General features: G+C 62.3%; 19 protein-coding genes. 8 read left to right on the top strand and 11 right to left on the bottom strand.

The features are described 5' to 3' along the window. The first annotated feature begins 10 nt into the window (after positions 1-10). A complete protein-coding gene (locus I8746_RS13020) occupies positions 11-226 on the top strand; it encodes a molybdopterin-binding protein (protein WP_003255829.1) in 216 nt (71 codons plus the stop codon). A 142-nt stretch (positions 227-368) separates the two neighbouring features. Here I8746_RS13020 and I8746_RS13015 read toward each other — a convergent pair whose 3' ends face one another. The 4 genes from I8746_RS13015 to I8746_RS13000 all read right to left on the bottom strand — a co-directional run bounded on the left by I8746_RS13015 (position 369) and on the right by I8746_RS13000 (position 5439). Then, positions 369-1001 carry a TetR/AcrR family transcriptional regulator gene (locus tag I8746_RS13015; RefSeq protein ID WP_011953211.1) on the bottom strand — a complete coding sequence of 211 codons (633 nt, stop codon included), beginning with the start codon at positions 999-1001 and terminating at the stop codon, positions 369-371. Further along, positions 1001-2578, bottom strand: coding sequence for a glutamate--cysteine ligase (gene gshA / locus I8746_RS13010; protein WP_029611781.1), 1578 nt, complete (start codon positions 2576-2578; stop codon positions 1001-1003). The genes I8746_RS13015 and gshA overlap by 1 nt, the downstream gene beginning before the upstream one ends. Before the next feature lie 153 nt (positions 2579-2731). Further along, positions 2732-3115: a PaaI family thioesterase gene (locus tag I8746_RS13005; protein ID WP_003255824.1), complete on the bottom strand. Its 384-nt coding sequence runs from the start codon at positions 3113-3115 to the stop codon at positions 2732-2734. Beyond that, a complete protein-coding gene (locus I8746_RS13000) occupies positions 3115-5439 on the bottom strand; it encodes a Tex family protein (RefSeq protein WP_004576371.1) in 2325 nt (774 codons plus the stop codon). The genes I8746_RS13005 and I8746_RS13000 overlap by 1 nt, the downstream gene beginning before the upstream one ends. Positions 5440-5656: 217 nt before the next feature. Between I8746_RS13000 and ompR the strand changes: the two genes are divergently transcribed. Then, complete coding sequence (ompR, locus tag I8746_RS12995; RefSeq protein WP_003255821.1) at positions 5657-6397, top strand: two-component system response regulator OmpR; 741 nt, start codon at positions 5657-5659, stop codon at positions 6395-6397. Between the two features lie 13 nt (positions 6398-6410). Next, the gene (locus tag I8746_RS12990; protein ID WP_003255819.1) at positions 6411-7724 is read left to right on the top strand and encodes an ATP-binding protein; all 1314 of its coding nucleotides are present in this window, start codon (positions 6411-6413) and stop codon (positions 7722-7724) included. A 97-nt stretch (positions 7725-7821) separates the two neighbouring features. On the opposite strand, the gene rimK is transcribed toward I8746_RS12990, so the two are convergent. Continuing rightward, the gene (gene rimK / locus I8746_RS12985; protein WP_003255817.1) at positions 7822-8727 is read right to left on the bottom strand and encodes a 30S ribosomal protein S6--L-glutamate ligase; all 906 of its coding nucleotides are present in this window, start codon (positions 8725-8727) and stop codon (positions 7822-7824) included. Beyond that, positions 8724-9206: an ATP-dependent zinc protease gene (locus I8746_RS12980; RefSeq protein ID WP_004576370.1), complete on the bottom strand. Its 483-nt coding sequence runs from the start codon at positions 9204-9206 to the stop codon at positions 8724-8726. Before I8746_RS12980 ends, rimK begins: the two co-directional genes overlap by 4 nt. A gap of 109 nt (positions 9207-9315) precedes the next feature. On the opposite strand from I8746_RS12980, the gene I8746_RS12975 reads away from it, so the two are divergent. After that, a complete protein-coding gene (locus tag I8746_RS12975; RefSeq protein WP_003255812.1) occupies positions 9316-9717 on the top strand; it encodes an RNA-binding S4 domain-containing protein in 402 nt (133 codons plus the stop codon). 27 nt (positions 9718-9744) lie between these two features. Here the strand turns inward: I8746_RS12975 and I8746_RS12970 are convergent, their stop codons facing one another. Then, entirely contained in the window at positions 9745-10539 is a 795-nt protein-coding gene (locus tag I8746_RS12970; protein ID WP_221100743.1) for a phosphatase PAP2 family protein, read from the bottom strand. A gap of 120 nt (positions 10540-10659) precedes the next feature. Here I8746_RS12970 and hslO point away from each other — a divergent pair, with 120 nt between their 5' ends. From hslO to I8746_RS12955, 3 genes are all read left to right on the top strand, one after another. Beyond that, positions 10660-11559, top strand: coding sequence for an Hsp33 family molecular chaperone HslO (hslO, locus tag I8746_RS12965; RefSeq protein WP_011953214.1), 900 nt, complete (start codon positions 10660-10662; stop codon positions 11557-11559). Positions 11560-11738: 179 nt separating this feature from the next. After that, on the top strand, positions 11739-13280 hold the full coding sequence (locus tag I8746_RS12960) for a phosphoenolpyruvate carboxykinase (protein ID WP_003255806.1): 1542 nt from the start codon (positions 11739-11741) through the stop codon (positions 13278-13280). A 281-nt stretch (positions 13281-13561) separates the two neighbouring features. Continuing rightward, positions 13562-14002: a thioesterase family protein gene (locus I8746_RS12955; protein ID WP_011953215.1), complete on the top strand. Its 441-nt coding sequence runs from the start codon at positions 13562-13564 to the stop codon at positions 14000-14002. A 56-nt stretch (positions 14003-14058) separates the two neighbouring features. Here I8746_RS12955 and I8746_RS12950 read toward each other — a convergent pair whose 3' ends face one another. The 3 genes from I8746_RS12950 to fdhD form a co-directional block, all read right to left on the bottom strand. Further along, entirely contained in the window at positions 14059-14541 is a 483-nt protein-coding gene (locus I8746_RS12950; RefSeq protein WP_003255803.1) for a glycine zipper domain-containing protein, read from the bottom strand. A 196-nt stretch (positions 14542-14737) separates the two neighbouring features. After that, positions 14738-17083, bottom strand: a complete 2346-nt coding sequence (locus I8746_RS12945) for an FdhF/YdeP family oxidoreductase (RefSeq protein ID WP_011953216.1) — start codon at positions 17081-17083, stop codon at positions 14738-14740. A gap of 5 nt (positions 17084-17088) precedes the next feature. Next, positions 17089-17919, bottom strand: a complete 831-nt coding sequence (gene fdhD / locus I8746_RS12940) for a formate dehydrogenase accessory sulfurtransferase FdhD (RefSeq protein WP_011953217.1) — start codon at positions 17917-17919, stop codon at positions 17089-17091. 175 nt (positions 17920-18094) lie between these two features. On the opposite strand from fdhD, the gene lysM reads away from it, so the two are divergent. Further along, positions 18095-18535: a peptidoglycan-binding protein LysM gene (gene lysM, locus I8746_RS12935; RefSeq protein ID WP_010951629.1), complete on the top strand. Its 441-nt coding sequence runs from the start codon at positions 18095-18097 to the stop codon at positions 18533-18535. A gap of 111 nt (positions 18536-18646) precedes the next feature. Here lysM and yrfG read toward each other — a convergent pair whose 3' ends face one another. Beyond that, positions 18647-19309, bottom strand: coding sequence for a GMP/IMP nucleotidase (yrfG, locus tag I8746_RS12930; protein ID WP_003255795.1), 663 nt, complete (start codon positions 19307-19309; stop codon positions 18647-18649). Between the last annotated feature and the right edge of the window lie 42 nt (positions 19310-19351).

The raw sequence follows: 19351 nt of genomic DNA, 5'->3' as shown, positions 1-19351 counted from the left end.
GAAGCAAACCATGACTATCAAAGCCATCAATGTTCGTAACCAGTTCAAAGGTACTGTGAAAGAAATCCTCGAAGGCCCGGTACTGTCGGAAATTGACGTGCAGACGGCTTCGGGTATCGTCACTTCGGTGATTACCACCCGTTCCGTGCGTGAGCTGGAGTTGCAAGTGGGCAGTGAAGTGATTGCCTTTGTGAAGTCGACTGAAGTGTCTATCGCCAAGCTGTGATGCGGCGGGTCGATATTGGGGCTGCTTTGCAGCCCTTCGCGGGCAAGCCCGCTCCCACAGATACTTCGCAAGCTCCAGGGGGCGCGCGGGCTCTGTGGGAGCGGGCTTGCCCGCGAAGGGCCGCCAAGCGGCCCCAGATTTCTCAGCGGGAACGCTTGGCCAGAAACGGCGGCAGGTACAACCCTAGATACGCCTCGAACACCCGCTTGCCTTCCTCGGCCATGCGCGGGGTGATCGCCTCGTGCAACTGTACCGACCGCGCATACACCCGGTCGCTCAATTCCATGGCCAAGGCAAACACGTCCACATCCAGTGGCATCACCGGCAGGTGAAAATGCTGGTCGAACAACGTGTGCATCAAGTCGCCCAGTTCCATGTCGTGCTGCCGGTCGGCCTGCACCACCTCGCTCAGGCCATGCTGCGCCAGGATCAACTGCCGCGCCGCTGCATCCTCGTGATAGATATCAAGCATGCGTTGTTCGATCAGCCGTGACAGTTCGTGCCAGGTGCTGAACGCGCTGCTGTCGATCGGAGCGCTCAGGGCTTCGCGAAACGCCCGGTGCACATCTGCAGTAAGTGCCTCCAGCAAGGCCGGCACGCTGGCGAAAAAGTGATACACCGACGAAGGCGGAATCTGCGCCCGCTCGGCCACGCTGTAGATAGACAGTGCTGCCACCCCTTGCTCGGCCAACAGCTCACGCGCAGCCGCCAGGATCGCCTCGATCCTGGCCTGGCTGCTGGCGCGCGGTTTGCGCGGGGTGGTGGTGCGGTTCATCAGCTGCTGATTGCCAGGATGCTGGCCTGGTAGGCGCCGACGAACAAGTCGAAATCACCGACTTCGTCTCGCTCCAGCTCGGACTGCCTGGCGAGCGACTCGCGGGCCAGCGTCTCGAATGCTTGCTGCTTTTCGTTGCTCAGCGGTTGCTCGCGGAAAGTCTCGGCGTGCACACGGCTCTGGCGCAGCGAGAACTGGACGAAACTCTCGTCATGCTCGGTCATGCGTGCCAGCACCTGGGCCGACGGGGTCAGCGAGGTGTCGTCGACCTTGGCCTGCTGCGCATCCAGGGCCTTGGCGTGCTCATCAGAACCTTGCGCCTGGTCGAGCAGATTGGCCAATTGGCGGATACGCTCGATCAGCTCGCTGGCCCAGTCTTTCAGGCTGATCGGCTGGCCATTGCGGTGCAACTCCAGGCCCGGACGACGACCTTCCTTGACCACGGTCAGGAAGTTGCTGGTGCACTGGCCGCACTCACCGTTGTCCAGTTGCGGGCTGTCTTCCAAGGCGCAGAACAGCAGGAATGCGTCGAGGAAGCGCGCCTCGGTCAGGTCGATACCGACCGGCAGAAACGGGTTGATGTCCAGGCAACGCACTTCCACATACTGCACGCCCCGCGAGGTCAGGGCCTGGATCGGCCGCTCGCCGGTGTAGGTGACGCGCTTGGGGCGGATGTTCGAGTAGTACTCGTTTTCGATCTGCAGAATGTTGGTGTTCAGCTGAACCCACTCGCCATCCACATGCGTGCCGATTTCAACGTAAGGCGGGTAGGGCGTGCCAACGGCCTTGCGCAGGCTGTCGGTGTAGCTGGCCAGGTTGTTGTAGCAGGGCGTCAGGCCGGCCTGGGCGTTGCTCTGGTAACCCAGGTCGCTCATGCGCAGGCTGGTGGCATAAGGCAGGAACAGGGTTTCGGCATCCAGCTCTTCGAGCTGGTGCGGGCGGCCACGCAGGAAGCCTTTGTCCAGGGCCGGCGAGGCGCCGAACAGGTACATCAGCAGCCAGCTGTAGCGGCGGAAGTTACGAATCAGCGCGATGTAGGCCGACGACTGGTAGTCGCGGTCATTTTCCGTACTGCCTTCGGCTTCGCGCAGCAGTGGCCAAAGCGCTTCGGGCAGCGAGAAGTTGTAATGAATACCGGCGATGCACTGCATGGTGCGGCCGTAACGCAGGGCCAGGCCCTTGCGGTAGACGTGTTTGAGCTTGCCGATATTCGAGCTGCCGTACTCGGCGATCGGGATGTCCTCCTCGGCCGGCAGCGTGCACGGCATCGACGGGCTCCACAGGTATTCGTCGCCCAGCTTGCTGTAGACGAAACGGTGGGTCTCTTCGAGGCTTTCGAGCACCTTGGCCGGATCGGCCAGGGCTGGGGTGATGAACTCCAGCAGCGACTCGGAATAGTCGGTGGTGATCTGCTCGTTGGTCAGCGCCGATCCCAGTGCTTCCGGATGCGGGGTCTGGGCCAGGCGACCTTCATCGGTCACGCGCAGGCATTCGCGCTCAATACCGTGCAGGCACTGCTTGAGCAGGGGGAGATTGGCGCCGAGCAGGCTCAGGCGGCGGTTGAGGAGTTCGCTCAAGATGTATTCCTTCACGCGTCAGTCGCCCCAATATGGGGGTAGAGATAACGGTCTACAAGGGTAGGAAGAAAGGAACTGGCGTTGTCGCCTGGTTTACGCGGTTCCAGCAGTGCCAGCGCACTGCTGAAAATACCGCAGATACTGCTTGGTGAGCTAGAGAACCGCGAAGGTTCCTTGCGCTTTGGCCACCAGCTTGTCGCCCTGAACTACGTCGGCGTCGACCACCAGGGTGCGCCGCCCAGCGTGCAGCACGCGGGCGGTGCACAGCACTTCGCCGTCGCTGACGGCACGCATGTAGTTGATCTTGCACTCGATGGTGACGCTTTGCTGGTCAAAGCCATGGCTGGCCGAGCAGGCCAGGCCCATGGCGATATCCACCAGGCTGAAGATCGCCCCGCCGTGCAGCTTCTGGCCACGGTTGCGCAACTGGGGCTCCAGCGCCAGCGCTACCTCGGCAACACCTGTGTCCAGGTGTTGCAGGCGGCAGCCCAGCAGTTGGCTGAAGGCGCTTTCGACGTATTCGCGTGGTACGTCCATTACTTCTTCTTCAATTGCTTGGCGTTGGCGAACAGCGAGGCCATGGCGTTGTTGGCCGGCGCAGCCGTGGCGGTTTCACGCTGGCGCGGTGCCTGCTGCTGGCGGCTGCCACCATTGCCGCGGTTACCACCGCGGTTGCCTTCGACCTTCTCGCCCGGGGTGTCGCTCATGCGCATGGACAGGCCGACGCGTTTGCGCGGGATGTCCACTTCCATGACCTTGACCTTGACCACATCGCCGGCCTTGACCGCTTCACGCGGGTCTTTGACGAACTTCTCCGACAGCGCCGAGATATGCACCAGGCCGTCCTGGTGCACGCCGATGTCGACGAAGGCACCGAAGTTGGTAACGTTGGTCACCACGCCTTCGAGGATCATGCCCGGTTCCAGGTCCTTGAGGTCTTCGACGCCGTCCTGGAAGGTGGCGGTCTTGAACTCCGGACGCGGGTCGCGGCCGGGCTTGTCCAGCTCTTGCAGGATGTCGGTGACAGTTGGCAGGCCGAAGGTTTCGTCGGTGAACTTTTTCGGGTCCAGGCGCTTGAGGAAGCTGCTGTCACCAATCAGCGAGCGGATGTCGCGGTCGGTATCGGCAGCAATGCGCTGCACCAGCGGGTAAGCCTCAGGGTGCACCGCAGAGGCGTCCAGCGGGTTGTCGCCGTTCATCACACGCAGGAAGCCGGCGGCCTGCTCGAAGGTTTTCTCACCCAGGCGGCTAACCTTTTTCAGCGCTGCACGGGTGGCAAACGGACCATTGGCATCGCGGTGGGCGACGATGTTCTGTGCCAGCGTGGCATTGAGGCCGGAGATGCGCGTCAGCAGCGCCACCGAAGCGGTGTTCACGTCCACGCCCACGGCGTTCACACAGTCCTCGACCACCGCGTCCAGGCCACGTGCCAGTTTCAGCTGGGACACGTCGTGCTGGTACTGGCCGACACCGATTGATTTCGGATCGATCTTCACCAGTTCGGCCAGCGGATCCTGCAGGCGGCGGGCGATCGACACGGCGCCGCGGATCGACACGTCCAGGTCCGGGAACTCGCGGGCGGCCAGTTCCGATGCCGAGTACACCGAAGCACCGGCTTCGGAGACCATGATCTTGGTGATTTTCAGGGCTGGATATTTCTTGACCAGCTCGGCCACCAGCTTGTCGCTTTCGCGGCTGGCGGTACCGTTGCCGATGGCGATCAGCTCCACCGAGTGTTTGGCGCACAGTGCGGCCATGATGGAAATGGTGCGGTCCCAGTCGTTCTTCGGCGCGTGCGGGTAGACCGTGGTGTGGTCCAGCAGTTTGCCGGTTGCGTCGACCACGGCGATCTTGCAGCCCGTACGCAGGCCTGGGTCGAAGCCCAGGGTGGCGCGCGGACCGGCCGGGGCGGCCAGCAGCAGATCGTGCAGGTTGTGGGCGAACACGTTGATCGCCTCGCCTTCGGCATTGTCACGCAGCTCGCCGAACAGGTCGGTTTCCAGGTGGGTGTACAGCTTGACCTTCCAGGTCCAGCGCACCACTTCTCCCAGCCACTTGTCGGCGGGTCGGCTGCGGTTTTCGATGCCGACGTGGTTGCCGATCATCAGTTCGCACGGGTGCAGGGTGCCGGGCAGTTCTTCGCCGACCTTCAGCGAGACGCTCAACACGCCTTCGTTGCGCCCGCGGAAGATCGCCAGGGCACGGTGCGATGGCGCCGTGCGCAGCAGCTCGTCATGAGCGAAGTAGTCGCGGAACTTGGCGCCTTCTTCTTCCTTGCCAGCCACGACGCGGGCGCTGAGCACGGCTTCCTGCTTGAGATAGCTGCGCAGCTTGTCGAGCAGGGCGGCGTCTTCGGCAAAGCGCTCCATCAGGATGTATTTGGCGCCTTCCAGCGCGGCCTTGACGTCGGCCACGCCCTTTTCGACGTTGACGAAGCGTGCGGCTTCGCTTTCCGGGGCCAGGGTCGGGTCGTTGAACAGGCCATCGGCCAGTTCGCCGAGGCCGGCTTCCAGGGCGATCTGGCCCTTGGTGCGGCGTTTCTGCTTGTAGGGCAGGTAAAGGTCTTCGAGGCGGGTCTTGGTGTCGGCCAGCTTGATCTCGCGGGCCAGTTCCGGGGTCAGCTTGCCCTGTTCCTCGATACTGGAAAGGATGCTGGCGCGGCGCTCGTCGAGTTCGCGCAGGTAGCGCAGGCGCTCTTCCAGGTGGCGCAACTGAGTGTCGTCAAGGCTACCGGTCACTTCCTTGCGGTAGCGGGCGATGAAGGGCACGGTCGAGCCTTCGTCCAACAGGCTCACGGCCGCCTCGACCTGCTGCGGGCGTACGCCCAGTTCCTCGGCGATACGGCTGTTGATGCTGTCCATGTAAACCACCTGACATTTGTGAATACGGGGGTCGCCTGTGGGCTTTTTGCCCGGCGGCGCTGGATGAAAGCCGCGCATTATACCCATCGCAAACGGCTTGCGGTGATGGCGCCCGGCCAGCCGGAACTGGCGCCGGGGGAAAAATCTGCTAACAATGCTCACGCAACGTGCAGCAATGGCTACGCCATAATGCGCGGCGATATCAGAGGAGTTATTCATGACCGGCACGCCAAACACCGCTGAAGGTGACAAGATTCTCATCGTCGACGACGATCCGGGGCTTAGCAGCCTGCTGGAACGTTTCTTCACCAGCAAGGGCTACCGTGCCCGTGCAGTGCCCAACACCGAGCAGATGGATCGCCTGCTGCAGCGCGAGGTGTTCAACCTGGTGGTGCTCGACCTGATGCTGCCAGGCGAGGATGGTCTGTCCGCCTGCAAGCGCCTGCGCCAGCAGAACAACCAGATCCCGATCATCATGCTGACCGCCAAGGGCGACGAGCTCAGCCGCATCAAGGGCCTGGAGCTGGGCGCCGACGACTACCTGGGCAAACCGTTCAACCCGGACGAACTGATGGCCCGGGTCAAGGCGGTGCTGCGTCGCCAGGCGCCGAGCGTGCCGGGAGCGCCGGGCAGCGAAGACGAGTCGGTCACCTTTGGCGACTATGAGCTGTCGCTGGCCACCCGCGAGCTCAAGCGCGGCAACGAAGTGCACATGCTCACCACCGGCGAGTTCGCCGTGCTCAAGGCCCTGGTGATGCACGCCCGTGAGCCGTTGACCCGCGACAAGCTGATGAACCTGGCGCGCGGCCGCGAATGGGATGCGCTGGAGCGCTCCATCGATGTGCAGATCTCACGCCTGCGTCGCATGATCGAGCCGGACCCGTCCAAGCCGCGTTACATCCAGACCGTCTGGGGCGTCGGCTACGTGTTCGTACCGGACGGAAACGCCGGAAAATGATGCCTGAACGTCGATGAAAACACCGCTCTGGTTTCCGCAAAGTTTCTTCGCCCGCACCCTGTGGCTGGTGTTGATCGTCGTTCTGTTCTCCAAGGCGCTGACCCTGGTCTACCTGCTGATGAACGAGGACGTGCTGGTCGACCGTCAGTACAGCCATGGTGTAGCGCTGACCTTGCGCGCCTATTGGGCCGCCGACGAAGAAAACCGCGACAAGATCGCCGAGGCGGCAGGTCTTATCCGGGTGACCGGCTCGGGTGTGCCCGAAGGCGAGCAGCATTGGCCCTACAGTGAAATCTACCAACGGCAGATGCAGGCCGAGCTGGGTGACGACACCGAAGTGCGGCTGCGCATTCATGCACCGCCCGCGTTGTGGGTCAATGCGCCAAGCCTGGGTCCGGGTTGGCTGAAAGTGCCGCTGTACCCGCACCCATTGCGTGGGCAGAAGATCTGGAACGTGCTGGGCTGGTTCCTGGCCATTGGCTTGTTGTCCACAGCATCGGCGTGGATTTTTGTGCGTCAGCTCAACCAGCCGCTCAAACGCTTGGTGTTCGCCGCCCGCCAGCTTGGCCAGGGGCGCAGTGTGCGCCTGCCGATCAGCGATACCCCCAGCGAGATGACCGAGGTGTACAAGGCGTTCAACCAGATGGCCGAGGATGTCGAGCAGGCCGGGCGCGAGCGCGAGTTGATGCTGGCCGGGGTTTCCCACGACTTGCGCACGCCACTGACGCGCCTGCGTCTGTCGCTGTCCTTGCTGAACAGCGACAACGAGCTGAGCGATGACATGGTTCGCGATATCGAGGACATGGACGCGATTCTCGATCAGTTCCTGGCCTTCATCCGCGATGGCCGTGACGAGCCGGTGGAGGAGGTCGACCTTGCTGACTTGGTGCGTGAGGTGGTGGCTCCGTACAACCAGCCGGAAGAGCGTGTGCGCCTGTGCCTGGAGCCGATTCCACCGTTCCCGCTGCGCCGGGTTTCGCTCAAGCGCATGTTGGGCAACCTGATCGGCAACGCCCTGCACCATGCTGGCAAGGGGGTCGAGGTGGCTGCCTATGTGTCAGGTGACGAGAGTGCGCCGTATGTGGTGCTCAGTGTGCTGGACCGGGGCACCGGTATTGACGAGTCGGAGCTGGAAACCATCTTCAACCCGTTCATTCGCGGTGACCGGGCGCGGGGCGGCAAGGGCACCGGGTTGGGGCTGGCGATCGTCAAGCGGATTGCTGCGCAACATGGCGGGAACGTGGAGTTGCGTAACCGGTCTGGCGGCGGGATCGAGGCGCGGGTCAGGTTGCCGCTGGGGCTGCTGCTGCCGCGTAATGCTGTGTGAGGCTCACTGGCCTCTTCGCGGTTAAAGCCGCTCCTACAGGGACTCTGCAATACCTGTGGCAGCGGCTTAGCCGCGAAGAGGCGGGCACAGGCTTGAATCAGCCTTTGCCCTTGGTCCGGGTCTGATTGGGCCCGCCATTCTTCTCCAGGTGCTCGATGATCATCCCGGCGACGTTCTTGCCGGTGGTGACTTCGATGCCCTCCAGCCCTGGCGACGAGTTTACCTCCATCACCAACGGCCCGTGGTTGGAACGCAGGATATCCACACCCGCCACGCTCAACCCCATTACCTTGGCCGCCCGAATGGCGGTGATGCGCTCTTCTGGGGTGATTTTTATCAGGCTGGCGACGCCACCCCGGTGCAGGTTGGAGCGGAACTCGCCCGGTTTGGCCTGACGCTTCATCGAGGCAATTACTTTGTCGCCTACCACGAAGCATCGGATATCTGCGCCACCGGCCTCCTTGATGTACTCCTGCACCATGATGTTCTGCTTGAGGCCCATGAACGCTTCGATCACCGACTCGGCCGCCTGGGGCGTTTCGCACAGCACCACGCCAATGCCCTGGGTGCCTTCCAGTACCTTGATCACCAGCGGGGCACCGTTGACCATCTGGATCAAGTCGGGGATGTCGTCCGGCGAGTGGGCGAAACCGGTGATCGGCAGGCCTATGCCGCGCCGCGACAACAGCTGCAACGAGCGCAGCTTGTCGCGCGAGCGGGCAATGGCTACCGACTCGTTGAGCGGGTAGACGCCCATCATTTCGAACTGGCGCAGCACCGCGCAGCCATAGAACGTAACCGAAGCACCTATGCGCGGGATCACGGCATCGAAGCCTTCCAGCGGCTTGCCGCGGTAGTGGATCTGCGGCTTGTGGCTGGCAATGTTCATGTAGGCCCGCAGGGTATCGATCACCACCATTTCGTGGCCACGCTGGGTACCGGCTTCGACCAGGCGGCGGGTGGAATACAGACGCGGATTGCGCGACAGCACAGCGATCTTCATGCAGCACCTGTGACAGGGGAAAGGGTGGCCGGGAAGGCCGGTTTGTCTTGTACGTATTTCAGGCCTGGGTTCACTACCAGCTGGCCGTGTATCAGGGCCTTGGAGCCAAGCAACAGGCGGTAGCGCATGTTCTTGCGGCAGGCCAGGGTGAACTCCACCTCCCACACACCATCACCCAGCGCCAGTGACGTGCGGATGACGTAGCGGGTCTGGGCGTGGCCGTTGGAGCTTTTGATGGTCTTCATCGTCACCAACGGTGCCTCGCAGCGGCGGTGGCGCAACTGCACCACCGAGCCCAGGTGCGCAGTGAAGCGAACCCAGGGCTGGCCGTCGCGCTCGAAGGGTTCCACTTCGGTGGCATGCAGGCTCGACGTGCTGGCACCGGTGTCGATCTTGGCGCGCAGCCCGGCCACGCCGAGGTCAGGCAGGGCGACCCACTCGCGCAGGCCGATCACAGTCAAATGGTCAAATGTCTTCACGAAGCGCACCCTGCGAATGAGGTGGAGAACTTTAAGCACGGCGGGGACTTTTTGCATCCGTATGTGAAGGTAGTACAGTTCGATGAAAGACAGAATCCGAGGTAACGGGATGGCACAAAAAGCCGAAGACGACGACAAGGTTCGCCTGGACAAATGGTTGTGGGCGGCGCGCTTCTACAAGACGCGAGCGCTGGCCAAGGCGGCGATCGAGAGTGGCAAGGTGCATTGCCGGGGCGAGCGTTGCAAGCCGGGCAAAGAGCCGCGGGTGGGCGACGAGTTCGTGCTGCGTACCGGCTTCGATGAGCGCACGGTGGTGGTGAAGGCGCTGTCGGTGGTGCGTCGTGGTGCCCCAGAGGCGCAGGCGTTGTACGAGGAAACCGAAGAAAGTGTGCGTCGCCGTGAACAGGCGGCTGAGATGCGTAAGGCCGGGGCCATGGGCGTGACCACCGATGGCCGGCCGACCAAGAAGCAGCGGCGGCAGATTCACCAGCTGCATGGAAGTTACGATTGAATGGGGCTGCTGCGCAGCCCCAGGAATCTAGCGCAACACCGCCATTCGTCCGACCAGCGGTAACGTGGACAGCAGCTTGAACAACGGCGCTGTCCAGCGCATCAACGCCTCGCTGCCTTTGGCCGCCAGGGGCGTGTAGTAGCTCCAGCCCAACGCCAGTACGGCCATCAGCAAGCCGCCGATGTAGTCGTCCTGCCCCCAGTGGGCACCGGCCACCAGGCGCGGCAGCATGAACAGCGCTGCGAGCCCCCAGACCACCAGGTATTGCACAAGGCGGCGGCTGAACACGCTCATGAACAGCGCCCAGATCAGCAGCACCGAGGCGTGATCACCCGGGAAACTTTTGCTGGAACGGTCCTTGAGTTCCCAGGCCGCCTCCAGGTTCGGGTAATAGTCACTCAGGTGCACGACGTCGTCGAAGATCATCGATGGGCTCTTGTGTTGCCACCCGGCTGCATCCACCCACTTGGAAAACAGCGCGCGAATCACCACTAAGAGGAGTAGCGTGACCAGAAAGCCGAAAAATGCCTGGCGAACCTGAGCGGCCTTGAACACCCAGTCACCACGAATGAGCACAGCGAGCAGGATCAGGCAGACGACGATGTCGAACGGGCGTAGGCTGCCGATGGTCCAGATGTAGCGCCAGGTGGTGCTATCGGCCAGCGGCGCGTTCAGGCTGCGGAACAGCCACTCGTCGAAAGTCAGGCACAGGATCTGGCCAAAAGGCCATAACCAGAAACACAGTAGAGCGATGGGAAGCAGCGTACAGGCTGCCAATGGCCCCCAGGACCACCTTGCTTGGAACAGTGGTCGATTGTCCATAAAATACCTCTATTGCAAACAGGAATCGGAGCGCCTTGTGAGCGCTCTGTCACGGGTTCTCGCCGATTCTCGACAACCCTTGTAACCATTTTGTCATCATTTTTTAGATAGCCGAAACCTATGAGCGATTTGCCTGATACAGATTTCACCCAACGTTTCATCTTCGACGAGCGCGATGTGCGCGGCGAGTGGGTGTCTCTCGATGACAGCTACGCCGCAGTGTTGGCGCGTCATGAGTACCCCCAGCCGGTCAAGGTGCTGCTCGGTGAGTTGATGGCCGCCACCGCCTTGCTGGTGGGTGCGATGAAGTTCGATGGCTTGCTGATTCTGCAGGCGCGCTCGGCTGGGCCGATTCCGCTGCTGATGGTGGAATGCTCCAGCGAACGCGAGATCCGCGGCATGGCCCGCTACGAAGCGGACCAGATTTCGGCTGATGCCACCCTGTCGCAGCTGATGCCCGACGGCCACCTGACCCTGACCATCGACCCGGTCAAGGGCCAGCGCTACCAGGGGACCGTCGACCTCGATGGCGCCAACCTGTCGGAATGCTTCACCAACTACTTCGTCCAGTCGCAGCAGCTCAATACCCGTTTCTGGCTCAATGCCGCAGGCGGCAAGGCCCGAGGGCTGTTGCTGCAGCAACTGCCGCGTGATCGCCAGCCGGATGATGAAGAGCGCGAAGACAGCTGGCAGCACGTGGTGGCCCTGGCCAAGACGCTCAAGCCTGAAGAGTGGACAGAGGGCAACGAAACCCTGCTGCACCGCCTGTACCACGAAGACGCCGTGCGCCTGTTCGATATCCAGCCACTGCGCTTCAATTGCAGCTGTTCGCGGGAACGCTCCGGCAATGCGCTGGTCAGTCTGGGCGAGCACGACGCCAAGGCGCTGGTGGACGAATGTGGCGGGACGGTAGAGATCGATTGCCAGTTCTGCAACGAGCGCTACTTCTTCGATGCCAGCGATGTGGCGCAACTGTTTGCGGGTGGCGGTACTGACGTGGCCTCAGAAACTCGTCACTGAAACGTTAAATCACAGGATAATCTCCTGTCGAATTGCGCAAAAGCGCAGTTCTGACAGGAGGGGCCTACTTTTTTTGGGCGTTTCTGGCATAATCCGGCCACTTTTTTCGCTGTAGTAGTTTTTTCAAGACAACTACAAAACGTTTGGAGCACTCGGCCTCGGGCCGGATGGGGTATCTCATGACGCAAGCCAACAACACCGTGTACACCGACCTGAGCGTCGATGAGCTGGTAAAAGAAGCGCTGCAACGCGGTGAAGGCGTACTAGCCGATACTGGCGCACTGGTCGTGGAGACTGGTCACCGTACTGGCCGCTCGCCGGCTGACCGTTTCATCGTCGAAGAACCTTCCACCCAGGACGCCATTTCCTGGGGCCCGATCAACCGCAAGTTCCCGGCTGACAAGTTCGATGCCCTGTGGGCTCGCGTCGAGGCGTTCAACAACGCCCAGGATCACTTCGTTTCCTATGTTCACGTAGGGGCCGCAGCCGAGCACTACCTGCCGGTGAAGATGACCACCCAGACTGCCTGGCAGAACCTGTTCGGTCGTTGCCTGTTCATCAACCCGGAGCAGTTCAACCCGGCTGGCCGCGACCAGTGGCAGATCCTCAACGTCGCCAACTTCGTGTGCGAGCCTGAGCGTGACGGCACCAACTCCGACGGTTGCGTGATCATCAACTTCGCCCAGAAGAAAGTGCTGATCGCTGGCATGCGCTACGCCGGCGAAATGAAGAAAGCCATGTTCTCGGTGCAGAACTTCCTGCTGCCGGCTGCCGACGTACTGCCAATGCACTGCGCAGCCAACATCGGCGAAGAAGGCGATGTGACCTTGTTCTTCGGCCTGTCCGGTACTGGCAAGACCACCCTTTCGGCTGACGAAAGCCGTTACCTGATCGGTGACGACGAGCACGGTTGGGGCGAAGGCGTTGTCTTCAACATGGAAGGCGGCTGCTACGCCAAGTGCATCGACCTGTCCGAAAAGAACGAGCCGGTCATCTGGAAAGCCATCAAGCACGGCGCAGTACTGGAAAACGTCGTTCTCGACGCCAACAAGCACGCCGACTACACCGACGTCAGCCTGACTCAGAACAGCCGTGCGGCCTACCCGCTGGAGCACGTTGCCAAGCGTTCGGAAGCGAACCTGGGCGGCGAGCCTAACGCAGTGATCTTCCTCACCTGCGACCTGACAGGTGTTCTGCCTCCGGTTTCGATCCTGAACAACGAGCAGGCGGCCTACCACTTCCTGTCCGGCTACACCGCGCTGGTCGGTTCCACTGAAATGGGCTCGGGCGGCGGCATCAAGTCGACCTTCTCCACCTGCTTCGGCGCACCGTTCTTCCCGCGTCCGGCTGGCGAGTACGCTGAGCTGCTGATCAAGCGTATCAACGGTTTCAACTCCAAGGTCTACCTGGTCAACACCGGCTGGACCGGTGGTGGCTACGGCGTTGGCAAGCGCTTCAGCATCCCCACCACCCGTGCCGTGATCGCTGCCATCCAGAGCGGCGCACTGGTCGGTGCCGAAACCGAGCACCTGGACATCATCAACCTGGATGTGCCGAAGGCCGTTCCGGGCGTTGAAACCGAACTGCTCAACCCGCGCACCAACTGGGCTGACAAAGCGGCCTACGACGAGGCTGCCAAAGGTCTGGCCAAGCTGTTCATCGAAAACTTCAAGAAGTTCGAAGTTTCCGACGCCATCAAAGCCGCTGGCCCGCAGCTGTAAGCCGAGCTCAGCCGCAACGAGAAAGCCGCCCCCAGGGGCGGCTTTTTTGTGGATGCGGGATTACCCGCGAAAAGGCTGGACCTGCTGGCCAATGTCCACCCGCGATTCACCGTCGCAGCCGCCATCGTATTCGCGGGTAAACCCGCTCCTACATACTGATTGGTGGTGAGCACAGGCCGTTGTAGGAGCGGGCTTGCCCGCGAAGGGGCCCGCATAGGCAGCGAAAGTCTGGTTTTTCTGTTTCACTGTCAGCATCCATTGCGAAGACAAGAGCCAGCCAGATGACCGAAGCCCCTCAGCGCACTGCCTTCTCCCACTTCCACCCGATCCTCACCCGCCCCCAGGACAACGACCTGAACGGCCACATCGCCGGTGCAACGGTGCACGGTTTTTTTGAAACCGCGATCCAGGCGTTTCTCGTCGAGCAGGCTGAACTGGACCTGCGGCACGGTGAACTGGCCGCCTTCGTGGTCAGTTCGGCTGCGGATTTCTACGCGCTACCGGGCTTCCCGGATTTGTTGGAGGTGGGGTTGGGAGTGACGCGTCTGGCGGGCAGCACGGTAGAGTACCGGCTGGCGCTGTATCGCCCGGGCGAACCGGAGGCGTGCGCAGCAGGCACGGTAGTGCAGGTGTTCATCGAACGCGACAGTGGCCGGCCTGTGGCGTTGCCAGAGGCGCTGCAGGTTATCCTGTCCGGCCTCATGCTGGAGCGGCAGGCATAAAAAAGCCCCGCTGGCAGGGGCGGGGCTTTTGTTGCCGGGGGCAGGGCCCTCAGGCGTTAGTCGCGCCAGTGGCGCTTGTGCTTGCGGTGGCCATAGTGGTGACCACGGTCCCAGTGACGACGGTCGTCGTCGTAGCCGCGACGATAGCGGCGGCCATCGCGGTAATCGTCTTCGTCGGCCTCTTTGCCCAGGTAGTTACCCAGCGCACCACCGGCACCACCGCCGGCTGCCGCGCCAATGTAGCTACCCGTGGTGCCGCCCACGGAGCGACCGACCACGTTACCACCTGCAGCGCCCAGCGCGCCGCCGATAGCGGCCTCACCACGCTGGCGTTTGTCTGCGCCCAGGGCGCCACCTGCCGCACCGCCCAGACCGGCACCAATGGCGCCGCCGGTGCTGCCACCGATGGAGTTGCCCACGACAGAGCCCAGTACCCCACCCAATGCGCCGCCAATGCCGGCCTCGGTGGTGCCGCCTGCCATGGCAACGCCGCTGAGCAAGCTGAAAGACAACAACAGAATCGAGGAGTACTTCTTCATCAAGAGAGCCTCATAGGGATGACGAGGCGAATTTGAGGCTAAGAGACGTGGCTGGCAACGGAAATCCGACGAGTAACACGAGTTGTACACAATTCTCTAACTTGCTGTATTTACTATGAAACTTTATCGTTTTTAGGCTGTCTGAGACCTTTATGACAAAGCCCTGAGCCGCCACGGAACAGGGCTTTTTTCATTTTTACAGGATACGCCCGTCCTCGCGCGCACGCTCCAGCTTGATGGCAATGAACTTCGATGTTGGCGTATGGCTACCCACACCAATGCTCTCCAGTGGCACCAGCGGGTTCACCTCCGGGTAATACGCCGCCGCCTGCCCGGCAGGTATGTCGAAGGCCAGCAGGGTAAAGCCTTGCACCCGGCGCACATGTTCATCCCCCCACAGCGAAACGATGTCGACCTTCTGCCCCGGCTGGAAGCCCAGGCGGATGATGTCGGCTTCGTTGGCGAACAGCACCTCGCGTTGGCCGCGCACACCGCGGTAGCGGTCGTCCAGGCCGTAGATAGTGGTGTTGTACTGATCGTGCGAGCGCATCGATTGCATGATCAAGTCTGGCAACTGGCCGCTGGCCCGTACGCGTTCGTCAAGCAGCGTGTCGGGCAGCAGGTTGGCCTTGAAGTTGGCGCGGCCGGTGCTGGTCGCCCATTCGCGGCTGGCCGCGCTGTTGCCCAGATAGAAGCCACCCGGATTACGCAGGCGCTGGTTAAAGCCGCTGAAACCGGCAATGGTATCGCCGATCAGATCGCGAATGCGGTCGTAGTCGGCCACCAGCCAGTGCCAGTCCACCGGTTGCTTGCCCAGCGTGGCGGCGGCGATGCCAGCGATCACCGCAGGCTCCGAGCGCATTTGCGTCGACAGCGGCTTCAGCTGGCCGTTGGAGGCGTGGACCATGCTGAACGAGTCCTCCACCGTGACTGCCTGCGGCCCGTCGGCTTGCAGGTCGATGTCGGTGCGGCCCAGGCACGGCAGGATCAGTGCCTGCTTGCCATGGACCAGATGGCTACGGTTGAGCTTGGTGCTGATGTGCACGGTCAGCTCGCAGTTGCGCAGCGCCTGGGCGGTACGCTCAGTGTCGGGTGTGGCTTGGGCGAAGTTGCCGCCCAAGCCGATGAAAACCTTGGCCCGGCCATCGAGCATCGCGTGAATGGCTTCGACGGTGTTATGGCCATTGCGCCGCGGCACGGGGAAGCCAAAGCGCTTTTCGATGGCATCCAGCAGCGCCTCTGGCGGGCGCTCGTTGATGCCCATGGTGCGGTCACCCTGCACGTTGCTGTGGCCACGCACCGGGCACAGGCCGGCGCCGGGCACGCCGATGTTGCCACGCAGCATCTGCAGGTTGACGATTTCCTGAATGGTCGGCACCGAATGACGGTGTTGGGTGATGCCCATCGCCCAGCACATGATCACCCGCTTGCCACGGCAGTACATGCGCGCGGCCAGTTCGATGTCGGCCAAGGTCAGGCCGGACTGTGCCTGGATGTGCGACCACGGCGTGGCGTCCACCACGGCCAGGTACTCATCGACGCCATGGCCATGTTCGGCGATGAAGGCGTGGTCGAACACGGCCGGTTCGCCGTTGGCCTGGGCTTCGCGTTCCCATTGCAGGGCGAACTTGGCCATGCCACGCAGCATCGCCATGTCGCCACCCAGGGCCGGGCGGAAGAAGGCGGTGTTGGTCGGACGGTCACTGTTGGTCAGCATTTCCAGTGGGTTCTGGGGGTGCTGGAAGCGCTCCAGACCACGCTCCTTGAGCGGGTTGATACACACCACCTGGGCGCCACGTTTTACCGCATCGCGCAGTGGGTCGAGCATGCGCGGGTGATTGGTGCCGGGGTTCTGGCCCCAGACAAAAATAGAGTCGGCGTGCTCGAAGTCGTCGAAGGTGACTGTACCCTTGCCGACCCCGACGCTTTGCCCCAATGCCACGCCGCTGGCCTCATGGCACATGTTCGAGCAGTCAGGGAAGTTGTTGGTGCCGTAGGCGCGCACGAACAGCTGGTACAGGTACGCCGCTTCGTTGCTGGCACGTCCCGAGGTATAGAATTCGGCCTGGTCAGGGTTGGTCAGCTTGTTCAGTTCGCGGGCGATCAGGGCGAAGGCGGCATCCCAGCTGATCGGCAGATAACGGTCGCTGGGTGCGTCGTAGACCATCGGTTCGGTCAGACGCCCTTGGTACTCCAGCCAGTAGTCGCTTTGCTGCAGCAGCGAGGTGACGCTGTAACGGGCGAAGAAGGCAGCATCGACACGGCGCTTGGTAGCTTCCCAGTTCACCGCCTTGGCGCCGTTCTCGCAGAACTTGACCATGCCGCTTTCCGGCGAATCCCCCCAGGCGCAGCCGGGGCAGTCGAAGCCGCCGTTCTGGTTGGTCTTGAGCAGGGCGCGAATGTTCTTCAGCGCGTTATCGCTGCCGACCCATGCCTTGGCCACGCTACGCAGTGCGCCCCAACCGCCGGCGGGGCCGTGGTAGGGCTTGTAGCGAGGAGGGGAGGCTGGGGCGTTGTCCGGAAGAGGTTGGTACGAGGTCACGACTGTTACGACTCCGCCGCTGGGCTGTAGACCCGCGGTGCGCTGTGCTTGGGCAAATGGATAAGGTTGAGGTTGTGCTTGCGTGCCCATTGCAGGGCAAGGCCGGTGGGCGCTGACAGGCTGACCAGGGTCTGGATGCCGGCACGCAGTACTTTCTGGATCAGCTCCAGGCTGCAGCGGCTGGTGACGATGGCCAAGCCACCCTGGCTGTCGATGTGTTGCCGCAGCAGGGCACCAATCAGTTTGTCGAGGGCGTTGTGCCGGCCGATGTCTTCGCGGCCGAGCAGCAGTTCGCCTTGGCGGTCCATGAACAGTGCTGCATGTACGGCGCCGCAATGCTGGCCCAGTGGCTGGAAGGCGTCGATGCGCTCGCGCAGGCCGACCAGCCACTGGGCCGGGGGCAGGGGCGCACCCGGCAACACGGCCAGATCCGGCAGCGCCTGCTCCAGGGCCTCGACCCCACACAGCCCGCAACCACTGGTGCCGGCCAGTTGGCGGCGCTGGTTTTTCAGGTTCCAGAACGCCCGGCTGGAGATTTCCAGGTCGGCGTACATTGCCGAGCCGCTGCCGGAGAGCTTGAGGTCGTAGATTTCTGCGGTGCCTTCGACAATGCCGCTGCCGACGCTGAAACCGACCGCGAAGTCTTCCAGATCGGTAGGGCTGACCAGCATCACCGCCTGGTTGAGGCCGTTATAGACAATGGCCAGGGCCACTTCCTCGGCCAGCGGGGTGCTGTCGCGTTTGGCGTCGCTGAGCTGGACGTAATCGTAGGTGTTGCTGGCGGCGGGCATGGACAAGGGCGATGAGGCCGCGCAGACCGGAGGCTTGCTGTTCATCGGGGCGCTGAATACCGGCGGCTTTCTGATAGCACAAGCCTAGGCGTGCGGGCCGGCGGCGTCTAATCGCTAGGGTCTATGCCTTGATAGACCGCGTCGATTGGTCGCGCAGGGCGGGAGTGGTAAAGCTGGCCTAGACTCCTGTGTCCAAGGTTTCGTCAACAAGGAGAGCGCAATGAGCCTGTTCAGTTTCGTGAAGGAAGCCGGCGAGAAGTTGATCGACCTGCTGACCCCTGGCAACGCCAATGCCGAAGAGCAGCTTAAGAAACACGTGGAAGCTGTTGGCCTGGGCAACCCCAACATCACCGCCACTGTAGAAGGAGACAAGATCATCCTCAAGGGTGAAGTGGCCAGCCAGGAAGAGAAGGAGAAGATCATCCTGGCGGCGGGCAACATCAGCGGCGTGGCCAGTGTCGAGGACCAGATCACCGTGACCGGGCCGGTAGTCCAGGCGGCAAGGTTCGTCACAGTGAAATCGGGCGACACACTTTCAGCCATTGCCATGGTCGTGTATGGCAATGCCAATCAGTACAACAAGATTTTCGAGGCCAACAAGCCGATGCTCAAGCACCCGGACAAGATCTATCCGGGGCAGGTGCTGCGTATTCCTGACTGATCGCTGAAGTCTGTGCCGGCCTCTTCGCAGGCATGCCCGCTCCCACAGGTTGAGCGCCCTCTCACGGCTGGCGCAGTATCTGTAGGAGCGGGTTCACCCGCGAAGAGGGCCTCATAGGCCTACCAGTAACTCCCGGTAATCCTCGACCGCCGCAAACTCTTCAGTATCCCGCGGCCCTGCTTTGCTATCTGGCTGGCGCACCGCCAGCAAGTGCCCCACACCAAACCGCCGTGCACTGCGCAGAATCGCCAGCGTGTCATCAATGAACAGGCTGCGTTCTGGTTCGAAGCCGATATCCGCCTGCAGGGCATCCCAGAACTGCGGGCTTTCCTTCGGGTAGCCATAGTCGTGCGAGCTGATCAGCCGCTCGAAGTACGGTGCCAGCTCCACCCGTTCCAGCTTCAGCGACAGCGAGTCACGGTGGGCATTGGTGATCATCACGACACGCTTGCCGGCCTGGCGAATCGCCGCCAGGAAGGTATCGGCATCCGGGCGCAGGGCAATCAGGTCGGCAATTTCCCGCTTCAGCTCGCGAATCGGCAGGCGTAGCTCGCGGCTCCAGAAGTCCAGGCAGTACCAGTTCAATGTGCCGGCATTGCGTTCGAACAGTGGTTGCAGCTCCATTTCCGCCATGGCCCGGCTTACACCGTGCAGCTCGGCATAGCGCTGGGGCAGGTGGTCCAGCCAGAAGCGGTTGTCGTAATGCAGGTCGAGCAGGGTGCCATCCATGTCCAGCAGGACAGTGTCGATGGCAGACCAGGGAAGAACAGGCATGGGAAACTCTCGATCAGTCGGCAAGCCACGGTATAGTAACCC

This window comes from Pseudomonas sp. USTB-Z (genome assembly GCF_019691255.1).
Lineage (GTDB): Bacteria > Pseudomonadota > Gammaproteobacteria > Pseudomonadales > Pseudomonadaceae > Aquipseudomonas > Aquipseudomonas alloputida.
Note: the sequence above shows the minus strand (reverse complement) of the source record. Positions and strands in the feature narration are given on the sequence as shown.

What these genes read in the sequence shown, in the direction of transcription:
- I8746_RS13020 (WP_003255829.1), top strand. Translation starts at nt 11, where the DNA reads ATGACTATCAAAGCCATCAATGTTCGTAACCAGTTCAAAGGTACTGTG.
- I8746_RS13015 (WP_011953211.1), bottom strand. Translation starts at nt 1,001, where the DNA reads ATGAACCGCACCACCACCCCGCGCAAACCGCGCGCCAGCAGCCAGGCC.
- I8746_RS13005 (WP_003255824.1), bottom strand. Translation starts at nt 3,115, where the DNA reads ATGGACGTACCACGCGAATACGTCGAAAGCGCCTTCAGCCAACTGCTG.
- I8746_RS13000 (WP_004576371.1), bottom strand. Translation starts at nt 5,439, where the DNA reads ATGGACAGCATCAACAGCCGTATCGCCGAGGAACTGGGCGTACGCCCG.
- ompR (WP_003255821.1), top strand. Translation starts at nt 5,657, where the DNA reads ATGACCGGCACGCCAAACACCGCTGAAGGTGACAAGATTCTCATCGTC.
- I8746_RS12990 (WP_003255819.1), top strand. Translation starts at nt 6,411, where the DNA reads ATGAAAACACCGCTCTGGTTTCCGCAAAGTTTCTTCGCCCGCACCCTG.
- rimK (WP_003255817.1), bottom strand. Translation starts at nt 8,727, where the DNA reads ATGAAGATCGCTGTGCTGTCGCGCAATCCGCGTCTGTATTCCACCCGC.
- I8746_RS12975 (WP_003255812.1), top strand. Translation starts at nt 9,316, where the DNA reads ATGGCACAAAAAGCCGAAGACGACGACAAGGTTCGCCTGGACAAATGG.
- I8746_RS12970 (WP_221100743.1), bottom strand. Translation starts at nt 10,539, where the DNA reads ATGGACAATCGACCACTGTTCCAAGCAAGGTGGTCCTGGGGGCCATTG.
- hslO (WP_011953214.1), top strand. Translation starts at nt 10,660, where the DNA reads ATGAGCGATTTGCCTGATACAGATTTCACCCAACGTTTCATCTTCGAC.
- I8746_RS12960 (WP_003255806.1), top strand. Translation starts at nt 11,739, where the DNA reads ATGACGCAAGCCAACAACACCGTGTACACCGACCTGAGCGTCGATGAG.
- I8746_RS12955 (WP_011953215.1), top strand. Translation starts at nt 13,562, where the DNA reads ATGACCGAAGCCCCTCAGCGCACTGCCTTCTCCCACTTCCACCCGATC.
- I8746_RS12950 (WP_003255803.1), bottom strand. Translation starts at nt 14,541, where the DNA reads ATGAAGAAGTACTCCTCGATTCTGTTGTTGTCTTTCAGCTTGCTCAGC.
- fdhD (WP_011953217.1), bottom strand. Translation starts at nt 17,919, where the DNA reads ATGAACAGCAAGCCTCCGGTCTGCGCGGCCTCATCGCCCTTGTCCATG.
- lysM (WP_010951629.1), top strand. Translation starts at nt 18,095, where the DNA reads ATGAGCCTGTTCAGTTTCGTGAAGGAAGCCGGCGAGAAGTTGATCGAC.
- yrfG (WP_003255795.1), bottom strand. Translation starts at nt 19,309, where the DNA reads ATGCCTGTTCTTCCCTGGTCTGCCATCGACACTGTCCTGCTGGACATG.